Source organism: Pseudomonas glycinis, from assembly GCF_054871425.1.
On the sequence record NZ_JBTYHF010000001.1, the window covers coordinates 58,725 to 85,702 of the forward strand.

Below are 26,978 nucleotides of genomic sequence, written 5' to 3' on the forward strand. Positions count from 1 at the left end.
CCGCGAACATGTTGCGCATTCTGCTGATCAACGACACCGCGAAAAAAGTCGGACGCCTGAAAGCGGCGCTGACCGAGGCCGGCTTCGAGGTAATCGACGAGTCAGGCCTGACCATCGACCTGCCGGCGCGCGTCGAAACGGTGCGCCCGGACGTGATCCTGATCGATACCGAGTCACCGAGCCGCGATGTCATGGAGCAAGTGGTGCTGGTCAGCCGCGACCAGCCCCGGCCGATCGTGATGTTTACCGACGAACATGACCCGGGGGTGATGCGTCAGGCGATCAAATCCGGGGTCAGTGCCTACATCGTCGAAGGCATTCACGCACAACGGTTGCAGCCGATTCTCGACGTGGCGATGGCGCGCTTCGAGAGTGACCAGGCCCTGCGCGCGCAGTTGCAGGCCCGTGACCAGCAACTGGCCGAGCGCAAGCGCATTGAACTGGCCAAGGGTTTATTGATGAAGATGAAGGATTGCAACGAGGAAGAGGCCTATACGCTGATGCGCCGCCAGGCCATGAGCCGCCAGCAGAAGCTGATTCAGGTGGCGGAGCAGATCATTGCGATGAGTGAGTTGCTGGGCTGAAATTTTCGCTGCAAATCAAGAGCCCCTCACCCTAGCCCTCTCCCGGAGGGAGAGGGGACCGACCGCGTTGTCTTGCGCTGTCCGCCGATTTGAACGACCGAGTCGATTATGGATTCACTCGAAATCGTTCAGATCGGCAAATGATTCGGCCATCCCCCACTCGGTTCCCTCTCCCTCTGGGAGAGGGCTAGGGTGAGGGGCTTTTGCTTTTCAGCTGTTGGCACAAATCTCGCTAAGTAAACCGCACAGGTAACCAACGGCGGTTGCCCCACCTACGACAAAGACGTCGCTCACCCCGTTCGCCCCTCGGCGAACCAGGTAGCGGCGTTTTTGCGTTTTGGCCCCACAGAGCGGGGCCGGTGGTGCGGCCGTGAGGCGCTCCACCTGCTGTGCATGACTCCTTTCGAGACTCTTTTCAGCCGAGGTGCGCGATGAATTCAAGCTTCTGGAAATCCGGCCATACCCCGACCCTGTTCGCGGCCTTCCTGTATTTCGACCTGAGCTTCATGGTCTGGTACCTGCTCGGCCCGCTGGCGGTGCAGATTGCCGCCGACCTGCACCTGACCACCCAGCAACGCGGCCTTGTGGTCGCCACGCCGATTCTGGCCGGCGCGGTGTTGCGCTTCGCCATGGGCATGCTCGCTGATCGCTTGTCGCCGAAGACCGCCGGGCTGATCGGCCAGGTCATCGTCATCTGCGCGCTGTTCGGCGCCTGGAAACTGGGTATCCACAGTTATGAACAGGCGCTGATCCTCGGCCTGTTCCTCGGCATGGCCGGCGCGTCGTTCGCCGTAGCTCTGCCGCTGGCCTCGCAATGGTATCCACCAGAACATCAGGGCAAAGCCATGGGCATCGCCGGCGCGGGCAACTCCGGCACCGTGTTCGCCGCGCTGCTGGCGCCAGTGATTGCCGCCGCGTTCGGCTGGAGCAATGTCTTCGGTTTCGCCCTGATCCCGCTGGTTTTGACCTTGGTGCTGTTCGCCCTGTTGGCAAAAAACGCCCCGCAGCGGCCAAAACCGAAAGCCATGGCCGACTACTTCAAGGCCCTCGGTGATCGCGACAGTTGGTGGTTCATGTTTTTCTACAGCGTCACCTTCGGCGGTTTCATCGGCCTGGCCAGCGCCCTGCCCGGTTACTTCAACGATCAATACGGTCTGAGCCCGGTAACCGCCGGCTACTACACCGCTGCCTGCGTGTTCGGCGGCAGCCTGATGCGGCCATTGGGTGGCGCGCTGGCCGATCGCTTCGGCGGCATCCGCACCTTGCTGGCGATGTACACCGTCGCTGCCATCTGCATCGCAGCGGTGGGCTTCAATCTGCCAAGTTCCTACGCGGCGCTGGCGCTTTTCGTCTGCACCATGCTCGGCTTGGGCGCCGGCAACGGTGCGGTTTTCCAACTGGTGCCGCAGCGTTTTCGGCTGGAGATCGGCGTGATGACCGGGCTGATCGGCATGGCCGGCGGTATCGGTGGCTTCGCCCTCGCGGCCGGTATGGGCGCGATCAAGCAAAGCACCGGCAGCTATCAACTGGCACTGTGGTTGTTCGCCAGCCTCGGCGTGCTGGCATGGTTTGGCCTGCACAGCGTCAAGCGTCGCTGGAGAACCACCTGGGGTTCGGCGGCGGTGACGGCGGCGCGGGTCTGAGGCTCGAATGGCCCTGCAACTGAGCTTCGCCGAAGCCAGCGCCACCGGCCCGCGTGCGGAGAATCAGGACGCCCTGCGCTCGGTGACACCGGCGCCGGCACTGGCGGTGAGCAAGGGTTATCTGTTCGCCATCGCCGACGGCGTCAGCCAGTGCGCCGATGGCGGCCTCGCCGCGCGTTCGACCTTGCAGGCGCTGGCGCTGGACTACTACGCGACGCCGGAAACCTGGAGCGTGGCCCAAGCGCTGGATCGCCTGCTGCTTGCGCAAAATCGCTGGCTGCAGGCCAACGGCGGCGGGCAACCGCTGCTGACCACGGTCAGCGCGCTGGTGATGCGCGGTCGGCGCTTCACCCTCGCCCACGTCGGCGATTGCCGGGTCTATCGCTGGCACGCCGAGCGCTTGCAGCGCATCAGCGAGGATCACGTCTGGGAGCAACCGGGCATGCAGCATGTGCTCAAACGTGCGCTCGGGCTCGATCAGCATCTGGTCATGGATTTCCTCGACGGCGAACTGCGTGAGGGCGAAAGCTTCGTTTTGCTCAGCGACGGCGTCTGGTCGACCCTGGGCGATACCGCAATCGCGGCGATTCTGCGTGATCAAGCGGATCTGCCCAGCGCGGCGCAAACCTTGGTCAACGCCGCGCATCTGGCCGGCAGTCAGGACAACGCCAGTGCCCTGCTGGTGCGCGTCGATGCGCTGGGCGAAGCGAGCATTGGCGATGCGCTGGTGCAATTGCAGCAATGGCCACTGCCGCCAACGCTGAAACCCGGGCAAGCGTTTGAAGGCTGGCAGGTGCAAGGCGGCATCGGCCAGAGCCAGCAATCATTGCTGTATCGCGTGCTCGATAGTCAGGGCCAGCCTTGGCTGTTGAAGACCTTGCCGACGCGCCTGGCCGACGATCCGCAAGCCGGGCAGGCGCTGCTGTCGGAAGAATGGTTCCTAAAGCGCGTGGCCGGCCGGCATTTTCCGCAAATCCATGCCTGCACTCAGCGTCAGCATTTGTACTACGTGATGCGCGAATACGCCGGGACGACGCTGGCCGACGTGTTTCAACACAGCGGCCCGTTACCTTTGGCGCAGTGGCAGGACATCGCCGAGCGGCTATTGCGCGCGGTCGGGCTGCTGCATCGGCGGCAGATTCTGCACCGCGACATCAAACCGGAAAACCTGTTGCTGGGGGATGATGGCGAGCTGCGCCTGCTGGATTTCGGTCTGGCTTACTGCCACGGGCTGTCGGAGGACGCGCCGGCGACCCTGCCGGGAACGCCTAGTTTCATCGCCCCGGAAGCGTTTCGCGGCGAACCACCGAGTGCACAACAGGATTTGTATTCTGTCGGTGTCACTCTCTATTACCTGCTCACCGGGCATTTCCCCTATGGCGAGATCGAAGCGTTTCAGCGGCCCCGATTCGGCGTGCCGGTGAGTGCCAGTCGCTATCGCCCGGACTTGCCGGAATGGCTGGCGCAAAGTCTGGAACGCGGCGTCGCCGCCGACCCGCAGCAACGCTTTGAAACCGCTGAAGAGTGGCTGCTGGTGCTGGAACAGGGTGAGCGGCAAAGTTTGAGTGTGCGGCCCCGGCCTTTGTTGGAGCGGGAGCCGTTGAAGGTCTGGCGGACCATGGCGTTGCTGGCGTTGCTGGGGAATGTGGTGCTGCTGGTTTTGTTGTTTCACAGTTGAACCGCGCCGCGCCATTCGCGAGCAAGCTCGCTCCCACAGGGCATTTGTGAACACCACAGCCCCCTGTGGGAGCGAGCTTGCTCGCGAAGGCGTCAGCCCAATCACCACAACTCTATGTGCCTGAACGCTCCACGAACGGGCAACCCGCTTCGATTCGGTGCAAAAAATCAACGCTATAACCGCGCCTAACCAATAAAACCGCGCTTCGCGTAGTTGGCACAACCACTGCATTACCCTTTTCACCATACATAAAGCCCAACCTTCAACGACGAAGGCTGCGCTTCCCGAGAGAACGGGACCAGGACAAAGGCGTCCTCGCTAGGCAACTAGCGGGACGCCTTTTTTTGTTTGCGCAAAATTTGTCGAGCAAGGCCCGACGGCCCACCAGAGGCCAGCCGCAGCTCCCGGAGAACCTGATGAAAAAATTCAAACTGGTGATGATCGGCAATGGCATGGCCGGGGTGCGTACCTTGGAAGAACTGCTCAAGCTGAGCGACGAGCTCTACGACATCACCGTCTTCGGCGCCGAACCGCACACCAACTACAACCGCATCCTGCTGTCGCCGGTGCTGGCCGGTGAGCAGACCTTCGAGGAGATCGTCCTCAACGACCTCGACTGGTACCTGGAAAACAACATCAAGTTGCTGCTCAACCGCAAAGTGGTGGAGATCGACCGGGTCAAACGCCGAGTGATTGCCGAGGACGGCACCGAAGCCGAGTACGATCGCCTGCTGATCGCCACCGGCTCGACCCCGTTCATCCTGCCAATCCCCGGCAACACTTTGCAGGGCGTGATCGGCTATCGCGACATCGCCGACACCCAGGCCATGATCGACACCGCCAGGACCCACAAGCACGCCGTAGTCATCGGCGGCGGCCTGCTCGGCCTCGAAGCGGCCAATGGCCTGATGCTGCGCGGCATGCACGTGACCGTGGTGCACCTCGGCGAATGGCTGCTGGAGCGGCAACTGGACAAGACCAGCGGCCAGCTTCTGCAATCGGCGCTGGAATCCCGTGGCCTGCATTTTCGCCTGTGCGAACAGACCCAAGCCTTGCACGATGCCGGCAATGGCCGGGTCGGTTCGGTGCAGTTCAAGAACGGCGACATCATTCCTGCCGATCTGGTGGTGATGGCCGCCGGCATCCGCCCCAACACCGAACTGGCAGAAAAGGCCGGCATCCCGTGCAATCGCGGGATTCTGGTCAACGACACCCTGCAAACCTACGACCCGCGCATCTATGCGATCGGCGAATGCGCCAGCCATCGCGGCATTGCCTACGGCCTCGTTGCGCCGCTGTTCGAACAAGCCAAGGTCTGCGCCAATCACCTCGCGCAACTGGGTTTCGCTCGCTATCAGGGCTCGGTGACTTCGACCAAATTGAAAGTCACCGGCATCGACCTGTTCTCCGCCGGCGATTTCATGGGCGGCGAAGGCACCGAGACCATCACCCTCTCCGACCCGATCGGCGGCGTGTACAAAAAACTGGTGATCAAGGATGACGTGCTGGTCGGCGCCTGTCTGTACGGCGATACGGCAGATGGCGGTTGGTATTTCCGGCAGATTCGTGAGAATCACGCCATCGGCGAGATCCGCGATCACCTCATGTTCGGCGAAAACGCTTTAGGCGACGTAGGACATCAGGGCCAGGACAAAGCCATGGTCATGGCCGACAGCGCCGAAGTGTGTGGCTGCAACGGTGTGTGCAAGGGCACCATCGTCAAGGCGATTCAGGAACACGGCCTGTTCAGCGTCGATGAAGTGAAGAAACACACCAAGGCTGCCAGCTCCTGCGGTTCCTGCGCCGGCCTTGTTGAACAGATCCTGATCAATACGGTGGGTGGCGCGGCCGACGTCAAACCGAAAAGCGAAAAAGCCATCTGCGGTTGCAGCGACCTCAACCACGGGCAGATTCGTCAGGCGATCCGCCAGGAACACCTGCTGACCATCGCCGAGACCATGAGTTACCTGAACTGGCGCACGCCCAATGGCTGCGCGACCTGTCGCCCGGCGCTCAACTACTACCTGATTTCCACCTGGCCGGGCGAGGCCAAGGACGACCCGCAATCGCGTCTGATCAACGAACGCGCCCACGCCAACATTCAGAAGGACGGCACCTATTCGGTGGTGCCGCGCATGTGGGGCGGCGTGACCAATCCGTCGGAACTGCGGCGTATCGCCGATGTGGCCGACAAGTACAACGTGCCGATGGTCAAGGTCACTGGCGGTCAGCGCATCGACTTGCTGGGGATCAAGAAACAGGATCTGCCCGGCGTCTGGAAAGACCTCGACATGCCGTCCGGCCACGCCTACGGCAAATCCATCCGCACGGTGAAAACCTGTGTCGGCAGCGAGTTCTGCCGCTTCGGCACACAGAACTCGACGCAACTGGGCATCGAACTCGAGCACGACCTGTTCAACATGTGGTCGCCGCACAAAGTGAAGCTGGCCGTGTCCGGTTGCCCACGCAACTGCTCGGAAGCGGGCATCAAGGACGTAGGAATTATCGGCGTCGACTCCGGCTGGGAGATGTACATCGGTGGCAACGGCGGGATCAAGACCGAAGTCGCCGAGTTCTTCGTCAAGCTCAAGACTGCCGAAGAAGTCCGTGAATACAACGGCGCGTTTCTGCAGCTCTACCGCGAAGAAGCCTTCTACCTCGAACGCACCGTGCATTACCTGCAACGGGTCGGCATGGAGCACATCAAGAAGAACGTGCTCGAAGACGCCGAGCGGCGCAAGGCCCTGAATGAGCGCCTGCAATTCTCCCTGTCGTTCGAACAGGATCCATGGAAAGAACGCCTGGCGCAGCCGCAACTGAAGAAAGAATTCGACGTGATCCCCGTGAAAAACCTGGAGGTGCCGGCATGAACTGGCTCGATATCTGTGCGCTGGAAGAGATCAACGCCCTCGGTTCGCGGATCATTGCCGGGCCGAAAGGAGACATCGCGATTTTTCGCACAAGCGACGATGAGGTTTTCGCCCTCGATGACCGCTGCCCGCACAAGGGCGGGCCGCTGTCGCAAGGCCTGATCTATGGCAAGCGCGTGGCCTGCCCGCTGCATAACTGGCAGATCGACCTGGAAACCGGCGAAGCTCAGGCGCCAGACATCGGCTGTGCCCATCACCATCCGGCGCGGGTCGAGAATGGCCGGGTGCAACTGGCCCTGCGGGACGCCATCTGATGAACCGCCAGACGACCGCCTCGACCTGCTGTTACTGCGGGGTCGGCTGCGGCGTACTGATCGAGCATGACGGCGAGCGCATCCTCGGCGTCAGCGGCGATCCGGCGCACCCGGCCAACTTCGGCAAACTGTGCAGCAAAGGCTCGACGCTGCACCTGACCGGCGACCTCGCCGCCCGCGCCTTGTACCCGGAACTGCGCCTGGGCAAAGGCCTTGCGCGCAGCCGTACTGACTGGGATACCGCCCTCGACCACGCGACCAACGTGTTTGCCGAAACCATCGCGGAACACGGCCCGGACAGCGTGGCGTTCTACATCTCCGGGCAGTTGCTCACCGAGGACTACTACGCCTTCAACAAACTGGCGCGGGCGCTGGTCGGCACCAACAACATCGACAGCAATTCGCGGCTGTGCATGTCCTCGGCGGTGGTCGGCTACAAACGCAGCCTCGGCGCCGACGCGCCGCCGTGCAGTTACGAAGACCTGGAGCTGAGCGACTGCGTGATGATCGTCGGCAGTAACATGGCCTACGCCCATCCGGTACTTTTCCGTCGACTTGAAGAAGCCAAATCCCGTCGCCCGCAGATGAAAGTCATCGTGATAGACCCGCGTCGTACCGACACCTGCGATTTGGCTGACCTGCACCTGGCGATTCTTCCGGGTACCGATGTCGCCTTGTTCCATGGGATTTTGCATCTGCTGTTGTGGGAAGACTGGATCGATCGCGATTTCATCAAGGCGCACACCGAAGGCCTCGCCGAACTCAAGACGCTGGTCCGCGATTACACCCCGCAAATGGTTTCGCAGCTGTGCGGCATCAGCATCGAGCAACTGCAGCAATGCGCAGAATGGGTCGGCACTGCGCCGAGCTTCCTGTCGCTGTGGTGCATGGGCCTGAATCAGTCCACCGCCGGCAGCGCAAAAAACAGTGCGCTGATCAATCTGCACCTGGCCACCGGGCAAATTGGCCGGCCCGGTGCAGGACCTTTCTCCCTCACCGGCCAGCCAAACGCCATGGGCGGACGGGAAACCGGCAGTCTGTCCAATCTGCTGCCGGGCCATCGCGATGCCTCCAACCCGGAACATCGCGCCGAGGTGGCGGCGTACTGGGGTGTGGAGAGCTTGCCCGAGGCGCCGGGCCTGAGCGCCATCGAACTGTTCGAAAACCTGCGCAGCGGCAAAATCAAAGCACTGTGGATTGCCTGTACCAACCCGGCGCAATCGATGCCTGATCAGAGCGCAGTCCGCGCAGCGCTTGAGGCCTGCCCGTTTGTGGTGTTGCAGGAAGCCTTTCGCACCACCGAAACCGCTGCGTTTGCCGACCTGCTGTTACCCGCCGCCAGTTGGGGCGAGAAAGAAGGTTCGGTGACCAACTCCGAGCGGCGCATTTCCCACGTGCGCAAAGCGGTTGTCGCACCGGGCGAAGCGCGACCGGACTGGGCCATCACGGTGGATTTCGCACAGCGTCTGGAGAAACGTCTGCGCCCCAGGCAGCCGAGCCTGTTCGCTTTCGATCAACCTTCGCAGTTGTTTGATGAATTCAAAGCGCTGACCCGTGGGCGAGACCTGGATCTGTCCGGGATCAGTCATGCCTTGATCGACGAGATCGGTCCGCAGCAATGGCCCTTCCCTGCCGGCGCCCGCCAAGGCACACCACGCTTGTACGGCGACGGCATTTTTCCTACAGCCAATGGTCGCGCGCAGTTGATTGCTGATCCGTATCGCGCCGCCAAGGAGCAACGCGACGCGCGCTTCCCGCTGACCTTGATCACCGGTCGCCTGCGTGACCAGTGGCACGGTATGAGCCGCACCGGCACCGCCGCGCAATTGTTCGGCCACGTCAGCGAAGCCGTGCTGAGCCTGCACCCGGACGAGATGCGCCGGCACCGCTTGCAGCCCGGCGATCTGGTCAGTTTGAAAAGCCGCCGTGGCGCAGTGATTGTTGCGGTCGGCAGCGACGACAGCGTGCGTCCGGGCCAGGCGTTTCTGCCGATGCACTGGGGCGATCGCTATCTCAAGGGCGGTGTTAACCAGCTGACCTTGCCGGCGTTTGATCCGCTGTCCAAACAACCGGAGCTCAAGCACAGCGGCGTGCGTCTGGAGGCAGTCAACCTGCCGTGGCAGCTGTTCGCCTTGATCGAGGGTGATGTTCAACGGCATTTCGAGACGCTACGACCGATGTGCGAGGCGTTTTCCTACGTCAGCCTCAGCCTTGTCGGGCGTGAGCGGCCAGCGCTGCTGATACGCGCTGCACACGGCCAGGCGCCGGATCCACAGCTGCTGGGCGAGATCGACCAGTGCCTGTCCCTGCTGGATGGCCCGGTTCTGGCCTATGACGACCCGCGTCGCGCCATTGGCAAGCGGGTGCGCATCGAAAACGGCCGTATCACCGCCATTCGCCTGGCCGGCGAAACCCTTGCGCAACACTGGTTGCAGAGCCTGTGGCTGGAGGGCCGCGCCGACCAACAACTGCGGCGCTGGCTGCTCGCGCCGATGAGCGCGCCGCCAGGCGCTGTCGGAGCGATCGCCACCGACAAGACCTTGTGCAATTGCGAAAACGTCAGCCTCAACGCAGTCTGCGCCGGCATTCGCCAGGGCCTGGATCTGCAAGGCCTGAAAAACAATCTCCGATGCGGTACGCAATGCGGTTCCTGCGTGCCGGAAATCAAGCGTCTGCTGGCTGCCGAAGCGCAGCCGGTCGCGGTCATTTAACGAGGACAACACCATGAATGCGAAAGTCTGGCTGGTGGGTGCAGGCCCTGGCGATCCGGAGCTGCTGACGCTCAAAGCGGTGCGCGCATTGCGCGAGGCCGATGTGGTGATGATCGATGATCTGGTAAACGACGCGGTGCTGGAGCACTGCCCGGCTGCGCGGGTGATCCCGGTGGGCAAACGCGGCGGCTGCCGTTCGACGCCGCAGGCATTCATTCATCGCCTGATGCTGCGTTACGCACGCCAGGGCAAATGCGTGGTGCGCCTCAAGGGCGGCGATCCGTGCATTTTCGGCCGCGGTGGCGAAGAAGCGCAGTGGTTGCGCGAGCGCGGGGTTGAAGTGGAACTGGTCAATGGCATCACCGCCGGTCTGGCCGGGGCGACCCAGTGCGATATTCCGCTGACGTTGCGGGGCGTGGCGCGCGGAGTAACGTTGGTGACTGCGCACACCCAGGATGACAGCCAGTTGAACTGGCAGGCGCTGGCGCAAGGCGGGACGACGCTGGTGGTTTACATGGGCGTGGCCAAGCTGGGCGAGATTCGTGATCAACTGCTGGCCGGAGGGATGGCGGCGGATACGCCGGTGGCGATGATCGAAAACGCCTCTTTGGCGCATCAGCGTGAATGTCGCAGTGATTTGACTGCGATGGCTGAGGATGCCTCGGCGTTTGAATTGAAAAGCCCGGCGATTCTGGTGATTGGTGCGGTGGCTGCTGTCGTGGAAGAGCAAAAGATCGCAGCCTTCGGCAGCTCCTACAGGACACATATGATCTGAATGTAGGAGCTGCCGCAGGCTGCGATCTTTTAAGATCCAAAGCCAAATCGCAGACAAAGAAAAGCCCGGCCTGAGCCGGGCTTTTCCATCAGCGGCAGCTAATTACTTAGCTTGAGCTTCAACCTGCGCTTCTACGCGACGGTTTACAGCGCGGCCAGCGTCAGTTTTGTTGTCGGCAACTGGGCGGGATTCGCCGTAGCCAACAGACTGAACGCGGGACGATTCAACACCGTACTGGTTGGTCAGAACTTGCTTAACGGCGTTTGCACGACGCTCGGACAGTTTCTGGTTGTAAGCGTCAGGACCGACGGAGTCAGTGTGACCTTCAACAGTAGTGGTGGTGGATGGGTACTGCTTCATGAAGTCAGCCAGGTTCTTGATGTCGCCGTAGCTGTTTGGCTTGACTACCGACTTGTCGAAGTCGAATTTCACGTCCAGCTCAACACGAACAACTTCAGCAACTGCTGGGCAGCCATCAGCGTCAACGGTTACGTTGGCTGGGGTGTCCGGGCACTTGTCAACGTTGTCGCAAACGCCATCGTTGTCGCTGTCGGAGCAGACTTCAGCAGGTGCTGGAACTGGAGCAGCAGCTGGCTTGGAGCCGCCACCGAAGTTCACACCGATACCGACGCTAGGAGCCCACTCGGTGTCGCCCTGGTCGATGTTGTACTGAGCTTCAACGCCGGCACGGGCGTAGAAGTTCTCGGTGAAGTACAGCTTGGCACCGCCGCCAACGTTGGCGAAGGTGGAACGGTTACGACCGTTCGAACCGTTCTGGTCGATGCTCTGGTCAGAGAAACCGGCCGAAACGTATGGACGAATCATGTCGCCTGGGTTGTTGAAGTGGTACAGAGCGTCCAGAGCGGTGTTAGCGCCTTTGACGTTCTTGCCATCGTCGGCACGTACGTTGTGCACTTCGTCGTAGCCCAGACGCAGTTCAACGTCGTCGGTCAGGAAGTAACCGATCGAACCGCCGAACAGGTTGCCGTTGTTCTTGAAGTTACGAGCGCTGTCGAATTGTTCTTTCTTAGCGAAGCCTTCGATTTCAACTGCGCCTTGGCCTTGTGCCAGAGCGCCGAACGAAGTGGCGGCAATCAGAGAACCAATGGCCAAGCCCAAGGTGTTTTTCAGTTTCATCCGTTAAATCCCCATCTGGTGATTGTGAAGCAGTCCCGCAAACCGGGGGACAACTCGGCGGCAAGTCTATCAGAACTTGCCTACACGTAAGAGATATTTGCGCTGAACTAAGTTTCAGCAATGCCTGCAAATTTCTCACGCAATTTATCTAGAGCGCGTTTGTAACGCATTTTTGTCGCACTCAAACCCATGTGCATGATGTCTGCGATCTCCTGAAACTCCAGCTCTGCGACAAATCGTAGCACCAGAATTTCGCGGTCAATCGGATTCACATACACCAGCCAGCGATCAAGCCCACCCTTCTCCTCCGGCTTCGGCGCCTTTTCTTCAGACGCTTCTTCAAGAGGGTCCAGACTGAGAGCGTCCATCAAGCGACGCTTACGCCGTTCCTTCCGATACTGCGTGATGCATTCGTTGTAAGTGATGCTGTAAAGCCAGGTTTTGAACTTCGATTTCCCCTCGAAGTTCTTCAGGCCGTACAGCACCTTCAGCATCACTTCCTGACAGACATCGTCTGCGTCGCGATCGTTCCCAAGATATCTCGCGCAGACGTTAAATAATGTTCGCTGGTAACGCCGCATCAACTCTTCGTAGGCGCGCGTTACGTGAAACAGCTCGGTATGCGAGCGCGCGACCAACTCCTCATCAGAGAGCTCGCGGGGGTCGTAGCGCGTGGATAGCGGTTGGGCTTTATTCAAAACAAGTCGTGCCGACAGTCAGGTCAATGTCCGCCACAACCAGCCTCGGCTGGCATTTTGCGGCGGCATACATTAGCAGGGTTTGCCGGTTTAGCGGCTACTCACATGCTGTTCCAGCAGGATCCGATTGGAGAGAGAGACTAGCTCACCCTCATCGGTCAGCAATGTGGTTTTAACCGTGCCGATCTCTTCGATCTGGCCTTCGACCTCGCCAACACGCACTTGTTGCCCAACCTCGTACAGCTCACGCACATAGATTCCCGCAAGAATCTGACCGGCAATTTCCCGGCTTCCCAAACCCATGGCCAGCGCAACTGCCAGACCAACGGTAATCAATACGATAACAATCACATGGTTCAGCAGGTCAGTCTTGACCTCGAGCTGGCTGATCGCAACCGAGATGCTGATGATGATCACCAGCCCCTGCGCGATCCGCCCCAACCCCGAAGCGTAGTCCAGGCCTACGCCTTCTGCTGCGCCGCGCACCAGCCCGTTGGCCAGTTGCGCCAACAGGACCCCGACCAGCAACACCAGCGCGGCGCCGAATACTTTCGGCAGATACAACGCCAGCATGTCCAGCGTAGCTGAAACTCGCTCGAGGCCAAGGGATTCTGCCGCAGAAACCAGAAAAATCAGCAGAACGAACCAGTAGACGATTTTACCGATCAGCGTCGAGATCGGCACCTGCAGCCCGGCACGCGACATCAGCTTGGTCAGCCCGGTGCCGCCCATCAGGCGATCGAGGCCCAGTTTTGCGAGCAATTTGGAGAGCAAGGTGTCGAGCAGCTTGGCCACGACGAAACCCAACAGCAGCACAACCAGTGCGCCGAACAGGTTCGGAATGAAGTTAGCGACTTTGGTCCACAACGCAGTCATTGCAGTGACGAGGCTCTGAGTCCAGAGATCAAGTTCCATATTCAATCAGCCTTATCAGCAGTGCGAGCGGTAGTTTTACGAAGACGGGAAACCGGCGAGACATGCGCCGAGCCATTGTTCAGGGCGATCATCAGCGCGGGCAGCCAGCGGCCCAGCAGGCTGAACAGATCACCGGCGCCGACCTGGCGGTTGGCGGTTTTGAGTACGCGGCCCAGGCACGCATCGTCGTCGCGGCTGGACGGCGAAGCGTTGAGCATGTCGCGCAAAGACTGTTCAAACGGATCGTGCATACGCACCTCTCGTGATGTCTGTGAAAGACGCGGGCAGATTTGCTCGGGTCACATGCGCCATGTTCACACCCAGCGCAATCGACGGAACAACCACCACTGGCCGCATGCCAGGGCGAGCACCGTCAGACAGGCGATCAGGAAGCCATACGGGCTTTCGGCGAACGGAATACCGCCGACATTTATCCCGAGCAGACCGGTGATGAAACTCATCGGCAAAAAGATGCAGGTAATGATGCCGAAGCGATACATGGTGCGGTTCATGTGCACGCTCAAACGCCGGTCTTCGGCCTCCAGCACAAGCCCCACGCGCTCTCGAGTCAATTCCAGCTCTTCCAGATAACGGGTCAGGCTGTTGTTCAATTCGTTCCAGTAGTCGGCGTCGTCTTCGACGAACCACGGCAGTTTGATCCGCGTCAGCTGTCCGAAAATATCCCGCTGTGGGGCGAGAAAACGCTTCAGCCCAGCGGCTCTGCGGCGGATGTGCAAAATGGCCCCGTGCTCGGGGGTATACCGTTCGTCGGCGTCGAGTTTTTCTTCCTCTTCATCGACCACTTCCGACAGGCACGCAACCAGATCCTGCACTTTATTGGTGAGGAACTGCGCCAGATACAGCATCAATTCAGAGGAAGTTTTCGGCCCTTTGCCCTCAACCAGCAGCGCCAGCAACTCATCCGTAGCCCGCAACGGACGCAAGCGCAGGGAAATCACCCGCTGAGCCGAGGCGAAAATCCGCACCGAGACCATGTCTTCCGGCTCGGCGCCGGGATTGAGATTGACCCCGCGCAGAAACAGCAACAGCTCGGAGTCGGGCAATGGCAACAGACGCGGGCGGGTATTCTCTTCCAGCAACAGATCGCAGGTGAATTCATTGAGCCCGCTGGATTTGCGCAGCCAGGTACGGGTCTGCGGATGGCTGCGATCCCAGTGCAGCCACAGGCTTTCATGGGCCTGCAGCTGCAAATCGTCGAGCTCAGTCCGGGCTATCGAACGCGCACCGCCCTTGCCGTCCAGCACCAGGGCATGCACCAGCCCCCATTGCGCGTTTTCTTCCTCGAACATCCGCATCCCTTGTCGAAAATCTTATTCAGGCATTTTCAGCGGAGTCGGCGAAACGATCACGCCGTTGTTGTCCGCATAAATGTACTGGCCTGGGTGGAACGTCACGCCGGCGAAAGTCACCGGGACGTTGAGGTCGCCAATGCCGCGCTTGTCGGTTTTCATCGGATGGCTGGCCAGCGCCTGCACGCCGAGATCGGTCTGCGCAATGACGTCGACGTCACGGATGCAACCGTAGATCACCAGCCCTTCCCAACCGTTCTGCGCGGCCTTGGCGGCGATCATGTCGCCCAGCAGGGCGCGGCGCAGCGAACCGCCGCCATCGACCACCAGCACTTTGCCTTTGCCATTGAGTTCGGCCTGCTCCTTGACCAGCGAATTGTCTTCGAAGCATTTGATGGTCACGATTTCGCCGCCGAAGGAATCCCGGCCGCCGAAATTGCTGAACATCGGTTCCAGCACCTGCACCAGCTCCGGGTAGGCGTCGCACAGGTCAGGCGTAAGGTAATGTTCCATCGAAAAACTCCTGTAACAAGGAAGACGATCAAGGATGCCGCATTCTGATGAGACGAGTTCCGGCGGTCGCTGTTTACCTTAGTCCATGCCATGGTCGCTGAGCGAACCTGAACCGCGGCTGAAACGTTATCGCTAAACAGTCACGAAATATGACCGGAACCGCACAATGCGTCATATCTTAGCCGCAAGCCAGGCTGAACGGAACGCCCCTCACACTGCAGCGGCCAGATCCGTCGTCTGCGCCAGCAACGGCGTCTGCTGATCGTTCAACCAGCGCGCCACCAGCGGCCATACCTCAGCCTGCGCTGCTTTGCTCACCAGCATTTCGACATGACCGAAATTGTCCGAAAAGCCCTGCTCGCGGCCCAGATTGATGAACTGCTTGCGTTCAGAGCCGATCTGCTCGAACAGCTTGCGGCAGGCCCAAGCCGGATCCTGATGATCGCCCGCCGCCGTCACAGCCAACACCGGCACCTGCACCTCGGCAAGCCCGGCCCACCAATCCTTGTCCTTGTCGCCGAAGCGGCCGAACAAGCCGTACCAGCGCATGCTTTCGATGGCCAGGCCGATCGGCTCGTCTTCCGGGCCGCGTTTGAGACGTGAGCCGGACAACTGCGCGAAACGCTTGAGAATAAAGCGCCCGCCCCACTCCACCGGTGGGATTTTCAACGGCCAGTAGGTGCGGCTGACCTGCGTGCCGAAAAACGCCGCCGAGGCCACGGCCGGTTCGCCGAGATATTCGCCACCGAGCGCCGCCGCCAGGGTGATGCCGCCCAGCGAATGGCCGATCCAGTGCGGGATCTGTCCGCTCTGCTCACGCACGAACGCGGCAATCGCCGGCAGATCGTAGCGGGCGTAGTCGGCCACGCGGTTGCGCCGATAGTCTTCGTTGCGCTGAGACAGGCCGTGACCGCGCATTTCCGGCATCCACACGTCGAAGCCCAGCCGCGTCAGATACGCGCCGAGCCCGAGGCCTTTGGGGGAAAACCAGAAGCGCCGATTGGAAAAGCTGCCGTGCAACAGAATCACCGGCACGCCGCGTGGCGCCGTGTCATCGGCCATGCCCAGGCGGGTGACGGCGATCTCCACGGACCAGTCCGGGCTGTTGCCGGGTTTCAATCGATAGACGTCTTCGCTCAGATCGCCGCGCCGCTCGGCGCTGATCAGCGCGACAGGAAACAGGTTGCTGCTGCTTTGCATAATGCTCTTGCACAAAAAAGGGCGGCATCCGATGGAGCCCGCCCTACTTCAATCTCAAGGCCCGGCCCCTGTGGGAGCGAGCCTGCTCGCGAAAGCGGTATGTCAATCAACATCCATGGTGAATGTTGCTGCGTCTTCGCTAGCAGGCTCGCTCCCACATGGGGCGCGGGCCAATTACATACTGATCAAGCCTGGCCTTCGGCGAGGAAGAACCAGGTTTCCAGCACGGTGTCCGGGTTCAGCGACACGCTTTCGATGCCCTGTTCCATCAGCCACTTGGCCAGATCCGGGTGGTCAGAAGGACCCTGACCGCAGATGCCGATGTACTTGCCGGCCTTGTTGCAGGCCTGAATGGCATTGGCCAACAGCTTCTTCACCGCCGGATTACGCTCGTCGAACAGGTGCGCGATGATCCCCGAATCGCGGTCCAGACCCAAAGTCAGTTGGGTCAGGTCGTTGGAGCCGATCGAGAAACCGTCGAAGAATTCGAGGAATTCCTCGGCCAGAATCGCGTTCGATGGCAGTTCGCACATCATGATCACGCGCAGACCGTTCTCGCCGCGCTTCAAGCCGTTCTCGGCGAGCAGATCGACCACCTGGCTGGCTTCGCCGAGCGTACGGACGAACGGCACCATGATTTCAACGTTGGTCAGGCCCATCTCGTTGCGCACGCGTTTCAATGCGCGGCATTCGAGCTCGAAGCAATCGCGGAACGATTCGCTGATGTAACGCGAAGCACCACGGAAACCCAGCATCGGGTTCTCTTCTTCCGGCTCGTAGAGCTTGCCGCCGATCAGGTTGGCGTATTCGTTGGACTTGAAGTCCGACAGACGCACGATGACTTTTTTCGGCGTGAACGCTGCAGCCAGGGTGCTGATGCCTTCCACCAGTTTGTCGACGTAGAAGTCGACCGGGTCGCTGTAACCGGCAATACGCTTGTCGACGCTGTCCTTGATTTCCTGGGGCAGGCCGTCGTAGTTCAACAGCGCTTTCGGGTGCACGCCGATCATGCGGTTGATGATGAATTCCAGACGCGCCAGACCGACGCCGGCGTTCGGCAATTGGGCGAAGTCGAAGGCGCGATCCGGATTGCCGACGTTCATCATGATCTTGAACGGCAGCTCCGGCATGGCGTCTACGGAGTTCTTCTTGATGTCGAAGCCCAGTTCGCCTTCGAAAATGTAGCCGGTGTCGCCTTCGGCGCAGGATACGGTCACGCCCTGGCCATCCTTCAGCAGCTGGGTGGCGTTGCCGCAACCTACCACTGCCGGGATGCCCAGCTCACGGGCGATGATCGCCGCGTGGCAGGTACGCCCGCCACGGTTGGTGACGATGGCGCTGGCGCGCTTCATCACTGGTTCCCAGTCCGGGTCGGTCATGTCGGATACCAGAACGTCGCCCGGCTGGACTTTGTCCATCTCCGAGACGTCTTTGATGATGCGTACTTTGCCGGCGCCGATGCGCTGGCCGATCGCCCGACCTTCCACCAGCACGGTGCCGGTTTCCTTGAGCAGGTAACGTTCCATGACGTTGGCCTGGGTGCGGCTTTTCACGGTTTCCGGACGCGCTTGCACGATGTACAGCTTGCCGTCGTCACCGTCCTTGGCCCACTCGATGTCCATCGGGCAGCCGTAGTGCTTCTCGATGATCATCGCCTGCTTGGCCAGCTCACTGACTTCGGCGTCGGTCAGGCAGAAACGCGCGCGCTCGGCCTTGTCGACATCGACGGTCTTGACCGAACGACCGGCCTTGGCCTCGTCGCCGTAGATCATCTTGATGGCTTTGCTGCCCAGGTTGCGGCGCAGGATCGCCGGACGACCAGCCTCCAGCGTGCCTTTGTGTACGTAGAACTCATCCGGGTTGACCGCGCCTTGCACGACGGTTTCGCCCAGGCCGTAAGCGCCGGTGATGAAAACCACGTCACGGAAACCGGATTCGGTATCGAGGGTGAACATCACGCCGGCGGTGCCGGTTTCCGAACGCACCATGCGCTGCACGCCAGCCGACAGGGCGACCAGTTTGTGGTCGAAGCCCTGGTGCACGCGGTAGGAAATCGCACGGTCGTTGAACAGCGAAGCGAACACCTCTTTGGCGGCGCGGATAACGTTTTCCACACCACGGATGTTCAGGAAGGTTTCCTGCTGACCGGCGAAGGACGCGTCCGGCAGGTCTTCGGCGGTGGCGGAAGAACGCACGGCCACGGCCACATCAGGATTGCCGGCCGACAGCGCGGCGAACGCGGTGCGGATCTCGGTGTTGAGCTTTTCCGGGAATTCGGCGTCCATGATCCATTGGCGGATCTGCGCGCCGGTCTTGGCCAGGGCATTGACGTCGTCGACGTCGAGCGCGTCGAGGGCCTTGTGGATCTGATCGTTCAGGCCGCTCAGTTCGAGGAAGTCACGATAGGCCTGAGCCGTCGTGGCGAAGCCGCCGGGGACCGAAACACCGGCGCCTGCCAGGTTACTGATCATCTCGCCCAGGGATGCGTTCTTGCCCCCCACATGCTCAACATCGTGTTTGCCGAGCTTATCGAGGGAAACTACGTACTCTACCAAGGTGATCTCTCCACTAACTGTGTTGGAAAAGCTCAGAAACCGGCGGCCCGGGGGAGCCTTGGCCGGTTGTATGGCCTGGACCTGGAAAATAAGTGAGAATGCGGGCCAATGGCGGCCGGCAAATCGCGCCTATCATATCCAAGATTCGTTACTAGCTTAAGGCCCAAGGTGCAAATGAAACGATCTGCTTTCTTCATCTCCGATGGCACCGGCATTACCGCCGAAACCCTGGGTCAAAGCCTGTTGGCGCAGTTCGAAAACATTACCTTCAGCAAATTCACGCGGCCCTACATCGACAGCGTGGAAAAAGCGCGGGCCATGGTACAACAAATCAACAAAGCCGCTGAAACCGACGGCTTTCGCCCGATCATCTTCGACACCATCGTCAATCAGGACATTCGTGAGATTCTCGCAACGTCCAATGGTTTCATGATCGACATTTTCTCGACCTTCCTCGCGCCGCTCGAACAGGAGCTCACCGAGCATTCTTCCTACACCGTCGGCAAATCCCATTCGATCGGACACAACTCCAATTACATGGAGCGCATCGAGGCGGTGAACTTCGCCCTCGACAACGATGACGGCGCGCGCACCCACTATTACGACAAAGCCGATCTGATACTAGTGGGCGTGTCGCGATGCGGCAAAACGCCGACGTGTCTGTACATGGCCATGCAGTTCGGTATCCGCGCGGCCAACTACCCGCTGACCGAAGACGACATGGAACGCCTGACCCTGCCCACCGCCCTGCGCGCCCATCAGCACAAGCTGTTCGGCCTGACCATCGACCCCGACCGCCTCACTGCGATCCGCAATGAGCGCAAGCCCAACAGCCGTTATTCGAGCTACGCCCAGTGCGAATTCGAAGTGCGCGAAGTGGAGAACCTGTTCCGCCGCGAGAACATTCCGCACATCAATTCCACGCATTTCTCGGTGGAAGAGATTTCGGCGAAGATTCTCGTGGAAAAAGGCGTTGAGCGGCGGTTCAAGTAGGTTTGCGGTGCCTGATCTGACGCTATCGCGGGCAAGCCCGCTCCCACAGGTTCTGAAGGCGTTCACAATTTCTGTGTTCATCACAAATCCCTGTGGGAGCGGGCTTGCCCGCGAAGAACGATAACGCGGTCTGTCAGATCACAAACAGGTCGATGAATCGATTCACCGCTGTGGCTTCCAGCCGCGCCTGATCCTCACAGAGCGCAAATATCTCAGCGCAACGCTGCCCGGCAAACCGCGTGGCCAGGTTGGCCTTGAACTTGTCCTCCAGCAACGGAATGCCCTCGGCGCGGCGGCGGCGATGGCCGATCGGGTACTCCACCACGACGTTGTCGGTGCTGCTGCCGTCCTTGAAAAACACCTGCACGGCGTTGGCAATCGAGCGTTTGTCGGGCTCAAGGTATTCGCGGGTAAAGCGCGGTTCTTCAACGATGAGCATTTTTTCGCGCAGCACATCGATGATCGGATGCGCCTTGTGGAAGTCGTCTTCGTAGTGCTCAGCCACCAGATTGCCGAATGCCAGCGGCACGGCGGTCATGTATTGCAGGCAATGATCGCGGTCGGCGGCGTTGGCGAGCGGGCCGACCTTGGAAATGATGCGGATCGCCGATTCATGGGTGGTGATGACGATGCGGTCGATCTCATGCAGGCGGTTGCGAACCAGCGGATGCAAGGTCACCGCCGCCTCGCACGCCGTCTGCGCATGGAATTCGGCGGGGAAACTGATCTTGAACAGCACGTTTTCCATCACGTAACTGCCGAACGGCCGGGAGAAGCTGAAAGCGCGCTTGTCCTCGGGCTTCAGCGCCAGATCGTTGTTGGTGTGGCTGAACGATACGTCATAGAAGCCCCACTGCTTCGCGCTCAACACACCGGGAATGCCCATCTCACCGCGCATGGCGATGTCGGCCAGACGCACGCCGCGACTCGCCGCATCCCCCGCCGCCCAGGATTTGCGTGAGCCGGCGTTTGGCGCATGGCGATAGGTGCGCAGCGCCTGACCGTCGGCGAAGGCGTGGGACAGCGCCGACAGCAGCTGCTCGCGATTGGCGCCCATCAGTCGGGCGCTGACGGCGGTCGAGGCGACTTTCACCAGAATGACGTGATCCAGTCCTACCCGGTTAAAGGAGTTTTCCAGAGCGATCACGCCTTGAATCTCGTGGGCAATGATCATCGCTTCCAGCAGATCGCGGACCGTCAGCGGCGCCTCACCGTTGGCGATGCGTTTCTGTGACAGGTGATCAGCAACGGCGAGGATGGCACCGAGGTTGTCCGATGGATGGCCCCATTCGGCGGCAAGCCAGGTGTCGTTGTAGTCCAGCCAGCGGACTATGCAGCCGATGTCCCAGGCGGCTTTGACCGGGTCGAGACGATAACTGGTGCCGGGCACGCGCGCACCGAACGGTACAACCGTGCCTTCGACGATCGGGCCGAGGTGTTTCGTGCATTCGGGGAAACGCAGGGCCAGCAGACCGCAGCCAAGCGTGTCGATCAGGCAATTGCGCGCGGTGTTCAGCGCCTCGGCGGATTCGGGCTTGAAGGTGAGGACGTAGTCGGCGATGTCCTGCAGGACTGCGTCGTAATCGGGGCGGTTGTTCAGGTCGACGTTGGCGCTCACGGTGGTTCTCCTGTTCGGGGAAATGAGTGGTTGGGTCTTCCTCAGGGGCTTGGCTGGTTTATGGTTCGTGGTGTCTGGTTTCTTTGTGTTGTGTCAGAGGGTAGCCCCTCACCCTAGCCCTCTCCCGAGGGAGAGGGGACCGATTGGGGGATGCCGTGGAGGTTCACCGACCTGGAAGTCCATCGCTGAATCCATAATCGTCTCGATCTCTCAGGTCGATGTACCTCGCAAGACACCTCGGTCAGCCCCCTCTCCCTCAGGGAGAGGGCTGGGGTGAGGGTAAAATGTCGAGTCAGAACGAGTCAGCAGGCACGCGGACGTAACCTTCCATGAGCACCCGCGCACTGCGGCTCATGATGGCTTTCTTCACCACCCATTCGCCGTTCTCCAGCGTCGCCTCAGCGCCCACGCGCAAAGTCCCGGACGGATGGCCGAAACGCACGGCATTGCGTTCAACGCCACCAGCAGCAAGATTGACCAACGTGCCGGAAATCGCCGCCGCCGTGCCGATCGCCACTGCCGCCGTGCCCATCATGGCGTGGTGCAGCTTGCCCATCGACAACGCGCGCACCAGCAGATCGACGTCACCCGCGGCAATCGCTTTACCACTCGACGCTACGTAATCCGCAGGCTTGGCGACGAACGCAACTTTCGGCGTGTGTTGCCGCTTGGCGGCTTCTTCCAGATTGGCGATCAGCCCCATGCGCAACGCACCGTAGGCACGAATCGTCTCGAACATCAGCAGCGCTTTTGGATCGCCGTTGATCGCGCCCTGCAGTTCGGTGCCGGTGTAACCGATGTCTTCGGCGTTGACGAAAATCGTCGGGATCCCGGCGTTGATCATGGTCGCCTTGAACGTGCCGACACCCGGAACCTCAAGCTCATCGACCAGATTGCCGGTGGGGAACATCGAGCCACCGCCGCCCTCTTCTTCCGCCGCCGGATCCATGAATTCGACCTGCACTTCGGCCGCCGGAAAGGTCACGCCGTCGAGTTCGAAATCACCGGTTTCCTGCACTTCGCCGTTGGTGATCGGCACGTGGGCGATGATGGTCTTACCGATGTTGGCCTGCCACACGCGCACCACCGCTACGCCGTTGTGCGGAATGCGGCTGGCGTCGACCAGACCGTTGCTGATGGCGAACGAACCGACCGCCGCCGAGAGGTTGCCGCAGTTGCCGCTCCAGTCGACGAACGGCTTGTCGATCGACACCTGGCCGAACAGGTAATCGACGTCGTGATCGGCGCGGGTACTTTTCGACAGGATCACGGTTTTGCTGGTGCTCGACGTCGCGCCGCCCATGCCGTCGATCTGCTTGTCGTAGGGATCGGGGCTGCCGATCACCCGCAGCAACAAAGCGTCGCGCGCCGGGCCTGGAACCTGCGCTGCTTCGGGCAGATCCTTGAGGCTGAAAAACACGCCTTTGCTGGTGCCGCCGCGCATGTAGGTGGCAGCGATTCTGATTTGTGGTGCGTGAGCCATGGTGCTCCTTACCGAAGGCATGGGACTTGAAATCCCATGCCCACACGTTGATTTAAACGGCTACCGCCGATCCTTCGAGGAAATCCTGTGCGAAGCGCTGCAACACGCCGCCGGCCTCGTAGATCGACACTTCTTCAGCGGTATCGAGACGGCAGGTCATCGGCACTTCGACGCGCTCGCCGTTCTTGCGATTGATCACCAGCGTCAGATCCGCACGCGGCTTGCGCTCGCCGATCACGTCGTAGGTTTCGCTGCCATCGATGGCCAGGGTGTGGCGGTTGGTGCCGGGTTTGAATTCCAGCGGCAACACGCCCATGCCCACCAGGTTGGTGCGGTGAATGCGCTCGAAACCTTCAGCGGCAATCGCCTCGACACCGGCCAGGCGCACGCCTTTCGCCGCCCAGTCACGGGACGAACCCTGACCGTAGTCAGCGCCAGCGATGATGATCAGCGGCTGCTTGCGCTGCATGTAGGTTTCGATGGCTTCCCACATACGCATGACCTGGCCTTCCGGCTCGACGCGCGCCAGCGAACCCTGTTTGACCTTGCCGTTTTCCACGACCATTTCGTTGAACAGTTTCGGGTTGGCGAACGTCGCGCGCTGGGCCGTCAGGTGGTCGCCACGGTGGGTGGCGTAGGAGTTGAAGTCCTCTTCCGGCAGGCCCATTTTCGCCAGGTATTCGCCGGCGGCGCTGTCGAGCATGATCGCGTTCGATGGCGACAGGTGATCAGTGGTGATGTTGTCCGGCAGCACCGCCAGCGGGCGCATGCCCTTCAGCGGACGGGCGCCGGCCAGCGCGCCTTCCCAGTACGGCGGACGGCGGATGTAGGTGCTCATCTCGCGCCAGTCGTACAGCGGCGCGACTTTCGGCCCGGTGTCTTCATGCACGGCAAACATCGGAATGTAGACCTGACGGAACTGCTCAGGCTTGACCGAAGACTTCACCACCGCATCGATTTCTTCATCGCTCGGCCAGATGTCTTTCAGGCGGATGTCCCGGCCATCGACCACGCCCAGCACGTCTTTCTCGATATCGAAACGGATGGTCCCGGCGATCGCGTAGGCAACCACCAGCGGCGGCGAGGCGAGGAATGCCTGTTTGGCGTACGGGTGAATGCGGCCGTCGAAGTTGCGGTTGCCGGAAAGCACCGCGGTCGCGTACAGATCGCGGTCGATGATCTCTTGCTGGATCAGCGGATCGAGGGCGCCGGACATGCCGTTGCAAGTGGTGCAGGCAAACGCCACGACGCCGAAACCGAGCTGTTCCAGCTCAGTGGTCAGCCCCGCTTCATCGAGGTACAGCGCCACGGTTTTCGAACCGGGCGCCAGCGAGGATTTGACCCACGGCTTGCGCGTCAGGCCGAGCTTGTTGGCATTGCGCGCCAACAGGCCGGCGGCAATGACGTTGCGCGGGTTGCTGGTGTTGGTGCAACTGGTGATGGCGGCGATGATCACCGCGCCGTCGGGCATTTGCCCCGGCACGTCATCCCACTGGCCGGAGATGCCTTTGGCCGCCAGATCCGATACCGCAACGCGGGCGTGCGGGTTGCTCGGGCCGGCCATGTTGCGCACCACCGAGGACAAATCGAAGGTCAGGCCACGCTCGTATTGCGCACCTTTGAGGCTGTCAGCCCACAGGCCGGTGAGCTTGGCGTATTGCTCGACCAATTGAACCTGCTGGTCTTCACGACCGGTCAGTTTCAGGTAATCGATGGTCTGCTGGTCGATGTAGAACATCGCCGCCGTGGCGCCGTATTCCGGGGCCATGTTGGAGATGGTCGCGCGGTCACCGAGGGTCAGCGCTGCCGCGCCTTCGCCGAAGAACTCGAGCCAGGCGCCAACGACTTTCTGCTTGCGCAGGTATTCGGTCAGGGCCAGGACCATGTCGGTAGCGGTGATGCCCGGTTGCAGCTTGCCGGTCAGTTCGACGCCAACGCTTTCCGGCAGACGCATCCACGACGCACGGCCGAGCATCACGCTCTCGGCTTCAAGGCCGCCGACGCCGATGGCAATCACACCCAGCGCATCGACGTGCGGGGTGTGGCTGTCGGTGCCGACGCAAGTGTCGGGAAACGCCACGCCTTCGCGCACCTGAATCACCGGCGACATTTTCTCCAGGTTGATCTGGTGCATGATGCCGTTGCCCGGCGGGATCACATCGACGTTCTTGAAGGCCTTTTTGGTCCAGTTGATGAAGTGGAAACGGTCTTCGTTGCGGCGATCTTCGATGGCGCGGTTCTTCTCGAAGGCCTGGGCATCGAAACCGCCCGCCTCGACGGCCAGCGAGTGGTCGACGATCAATTGCGTCGGCACCACCGGGTTGACCTGCGCCGGGTCGCCGCCCTGCAAAGCGATGGCATCGCGCAGGCCAGCGAGGTCGACCAGCGCGGTCTGGCCGAGGATGTCATGGCAGACCACCCGCGCCGGGAACCACGGGAAATCGAGATCGCGTTTGCGTTCGATCAGTTGCTTGAGGGAATCGGTGAGCGTGGCCGGGTCGCAGCGACGCACGAGGTTTTCCGCGAGCACGCGGGAGGTGTACGGCAAGGTGTCGTAGCTGCCAGGCGCAATCGCCTCGACCGCCGCGCGGGTGTCGAAGTAATCCAGCGGCGTGCCGGGCAGGTTCTTGCGGAATTCTGTGTTCATCGGGTCAGGACTCGGGTCACGGTGGTTGCAAAGGGTGGGCCAGAAACCTGAGTTACACACCGTCCACTGTGGGAGCGAGCCTGCTCGCGAAAGCGGTAGATCAGTCGACATCCTTGTTGGATGCCAGTCCGTCTTCGCGAGCAGGCTCGCTCCCACAGGGTCTAGCGGGGTTCTCTGGTTCCGGGTCAGCTCACCATTCAGCGACGTTCGATTGGCACGAACTTGCGCTGTTCGACGCCGGTGTATTCGGCGCTTGGGCGGATGATGCGGTTGTTGGCGCGTTGTTCGAACACGTGCGCGGCCCAGCCGGTCAGGCGCGAGCAGACGAAGATCGGCGTGAACAGCTTGGTCGGGATGCCCATGAAGTGGTAAGCCGAGGCGTGATAGAAGTCGGCATTCGGAAACAGTTTCTTCTGCTCCCACATGGTCTTGTCGATGGCCTCGGAAACCGGGAACAACACCTTGTCGCCGACCTCGTCCGCGAGTTTTTTCGACCAGCCCTTGATCACCTCGTTGCGCGGGTCGCTGTCCTTATAGATCGCGTGGCCGAAACCCATGATCTTGTCCTTGCGCTCGAGCATGCCGAGGGTGCCTTTGATCGCCTCTTCCGGCGAACCGAAGCGCTCGATCATTTCCATCGCCGCTTCGTTGGCGCCACCGTGCAACGGGCCACGCAGCGAACCGATGGCCGCCGTCACGCACGAGTACAGATCCGACAAGGTCGAAGCGCATACGCGCGCGGTGAAGGTTGAGGCATTGAATTCGTGTTCGGCGTAGAGGATCAGCGACACGTTCATGACTTTGACGTGCAGTTCGCTTGGCTTCTTGCCGTGCAGCAAGTGCAGGAAGTGGCCGCCGATGGTCGGTTCGTCGCTGACGCAGTCGATGCGCTTGCCGTCGTGGCTGAAGCGATACCAGTAGCACATGATCGCCGGGAACGCGGCGAGCAGACGGTCGGTCTTGTCGCGCTGTTCGGAGAAGTCTTTCTCCGGTTCGATGTTGCCGAGGAACGAGCAACCGGTACGCATGACGTCCATCGGGTGGGCGTCGGCGGGAATTCGTTCAAGCACTTCCTTGAGTGCCTGCGGCAGGTCGCGCAGCTTGCTCAGTTTGCTTTGATAGTCGGCCAGTTGCGCTGTTGTCGGCAGTTCGCTGTACAGCAGCAGATAGGCGACTTCTTCAAATTGCGCGTCGGCGGCCAGTTCACGCACGTCGTAGCCGCGATAGGTCAGCCCGGCACCGGCCTGGCCCACGGTGGACAGTGCGGTTTGCCCGGCTACCTGGCCACGGAGCCCGGCGCCACTGAGTACTTTTGCTTCGGCCATTGTGTTCTC

The 26,978-nt window shown here is 61.0% G+C and carries 20 protein-coding genes; 8 read left to right on the plus strand and 12 right to left on the minus strand.

Features of this window, described 5'->3' with window-relative positions; translation table 11 throughout:
- Positions 1–8 precede the first annotated feature (8 nt).
- The 7 genes from ACYSTU_RS00245 (at position 9) to cobA (ending at position 10,575) form a co-directional block, all read left to right on the plus strand.
- On the plus strand, positions 9–584 hold the full coding sequence (locus tag ACYSTU_RS00245) for an ANTAR domain-containing response regulator (protein WP_007916390.1): 576 nt from the start codon (positions 9–11) through the stop codon (positions 582–584).
- A gap of 431 nt (positions 585–1,015) precedes the next feature.
- Positions 1,016–2,227: a nitrate/nitrite transporter gene (locus tag ACYSTU_RS00250; protein ID WP_498994905.1), complete on the plus strand. Its 1,212-nt coding sequence runs from the start codon at positions 1,016–1,018 to the stop codon at positions 2,225–2,227.
- A gap of 7 nt (positions 2,228–2,234) precedes the next feature.
- On the plus strand, positions 2,235–3,905 hold the full coding sequence (locus ACYSTU_RS00255; RefSeq protein ID WP_498994907.1) for a bifunctional protein-serine/threonine kinase/phosphatase: 1,671 nt from the start codon (positions 2,235–2,237) through the stop codon (positions 3,903–3,905).
- 416 nt (positions 3,906–4,321) lie between these two features.
- Entirely contained in the window at positions 4,322–6,775 is a 2,454-nt protein-coding gene (nirB, locus tag ACYSTU_RS00260) for a nitrite reductase large subunit NirB (protein WP_498994909.1), read from the plus strand.
- Complete coding sequence (gene nirD / locus ACYSTU_RS00265; protein WP_016773836.1) at positions 6,772–7,089, plus strand: nitrite reductase small subunit NirD; 318 nt, start codon at positions 6,772–6,774, stop codon at positions 7,087–7,089. The genes nirB and nirD overlap by 4 nt, the downstream gene beginning before the upstream one ends.
- Complete coding sequence (locus ACYSTU_RS00270) at positions 7,089–9,800, plus strand: nitrate reductase (protein ID WP_498994912.1); 2,712 nt, start codon at positions 7,089–7,091, stop codon at positions 9,798–9,800. The genes nirD and ACYSTU_RS00270 overlap by 1 nt, the downstream gene beginning before the upstream one ends.
- A gap of 13 nt (positions 9,801–9,813) precedes the next feature.
- A complete protein-coding gene (cobA, locus tag ACYSTU_RS00275; protein WP_498994915.1) occupies positions 9,814–10,575 on the plus strand; it encodes a uroporphyrinogen-III C-methyltransferase in 762 nt (253 codons plus the stop codon).
- Positions 10,576–10,677: 102 nt separating this feature from the next.
- On the opposite strand, the gene ACYSTU_RS00280 is transcribed toward cobA, so the two are convergent.
- The 8 genes from ACYSTU_RS00280 to ppsA all read right to left on the minus strand — a co-directional run bounded on the left by ACYSTU_RS00280 (position 10,678) and on the right by ppsA (position 18,903).
- Entirely contained in the window at positions 10,678–11,712 is a 1,035-nt protein-coding gene (locus tag ACYSTU_RS00280; RefSeq protein WP_016773833.1) for an OmpA family protein, read from the minus strand.
- Between the two features lie 107 nt (positions 11,713–11,819).
- A complete protein-coding gene (gene sigX, locus ACYSTU_RS00285) occupies positions 11,820–12,410 on the minus strand; it encodes an RNA polymerase sigma factor SigX (protein WP_016773832.1) in 591 nt (196 codons plus the stop codon).
- Positions 12,411–12,500: 90 nt separating this feature from the next.
- Positions 12,501–13,325 carry a mechanosensitive ion channel family protein gene (locus ACYSTU_RS00290; protein ID WP_016773831.1) on the minus strand — a complete coding sequence of 275 codons (825 nt, stop codon included), beginning with the start codon at positions 13,323–13,325 and terminating at the stop codon, positions 12,501–12,503.
- A gap of 2 nt (positions 13,326–13,327) precedes the next feature.
- The gene (locus tag ACYSTU_RS00295; RefSeq protein ID WP_003223293.1) at positions 13,328–13,576 is read right to left on the minus strand and encodes a hypothetical protein; all 249 of its coding nucleotides are present in this window, start codon (positions 13,574–13,576) and stop codon (positions 13,328–13,330) included.
- A 63-nt stretch (positions 13,577–13,639) separates the two neighbouring features.
- On the minus strand, positions 13,640–14,635 hold the full coding sequence (cmaX, locus tag ACYSTU_RS00300) for a divalent cation transporter CmaX (protein WP_151551273.1): 996 nt from the start codon (positions 14,633–14,635) through the stop codon (positions 13,640–13,642).
- A gap of 21 nt (positions 14,636–14,656) precedes the next feature.
- Positions 14,657–15,148, minus strand: coding sequence for a ribonuclease E activity regulator RraA (rraA, locus tag ACYSTU_RS00305; RefSeq protein ID WP_039762996.1), 492 nt, complete (start codon positions 15,146–15,148; stop codon positions 14,657–14,659).
- Between the two features lie 210 nt (positions 15,149–15,358).
- Complete coding sequence (locus ACYSTU_RS00310; protein WP_498994921.1) at positions 15,359–16,348, minus strand: alpha/beta fold hydrolase; 990 nt, start codon at positions 16,346–16,348, stop codon at positions 15,359–15,361.
- A gap of 185 nt (positions 16,349–16,533) precedes the next feature.
- A complete protein-coding gene (gene ppsA, locus ACYSTU_RS00315; protein WP_051600403.1) occupies positions 16,534–18,903 on the minus strand; it encodes a phosphoenolpyruvate synthase in 2,370 nt (789 codons plus the stop codon).
- Between the two features lie 174 nt (positions 18,904–19,077).
- On the opposite strand from ppsA, the gene ppsR reads away from it, so the two are divergent.
- Entirely contained in the window at positions 19,078–19,896 is an 819-nt protein-coding gene (ppsR, locus tag ACYSTU_RS00320; protein ID WP_016773826.1) for a posphoenolpyruvate synthetase regulatory kinase/phosphorylase PpsR, read from the plus strand.
- 133 nt (positions 19,897–20,029) lie between these two features.
- On the opposite strand, the gene prpD is transcribed toward ppsR, so the two are convergent.
- From prpD to prpC, 4 genes are all read right to left on the minus strand, one after another.
- Positions 20,030–21,514, minus strand: a complete 1,485-nt coding sequence (prpD, locus tag ACYSTU_RS00325) for a 2-methylcitrate dehydratase (protein ID WP_498994925.1) — start codon at positions 21,512–21,514, stop codon at positions 20,030–20,032.
- Positions 21,515–21,806: 292 nt separating this feature from the next.
- Positions 21,807–22,997 carry a 2-methylaconitate cis-trans isomerase PrpF gene (gene prpF, locus ACYSTU_RS00330; protein ID WP_125927622.1) on the minus strand — a complete coding sequence of 397 codons (1,191 nt, stop codon included), beginning with the start codon at positions 22,995–22,997 and terminating at the stop codon, positions 21,807–21,809.
- 52 nt (positions 22,998–23,049) lie between these two features.
- Positions 23,050–25,644: a Fe/S-dependent 2-methylisocitrate dehydratase AcnD gene (acnD, locus tag ACYSTU_RS00335; protein WP_498994929.1), complete on the minus strand. Its 2,595-nt coding sequence runs from the start codon at positions 25,642–25,644 to the stop codon at positions 23,050–23,052.
- Positions 25,645–25,841: 197 nt separating this feature from the next.
- Positions 25,842–26,969, minus strand: a complete 1,128-nt coding sequence (prpC, locus tag ACYSTU_RS00340) for a bifunctional 2-methylcitrate synthase/citrate synthase (protein WP_264364811.1) — start codon at positions 26,967–26,969, stop codon at positions 25,842–25,844.
- Positions 26,970–26,978: the final 9 nt, after the last annotated feature.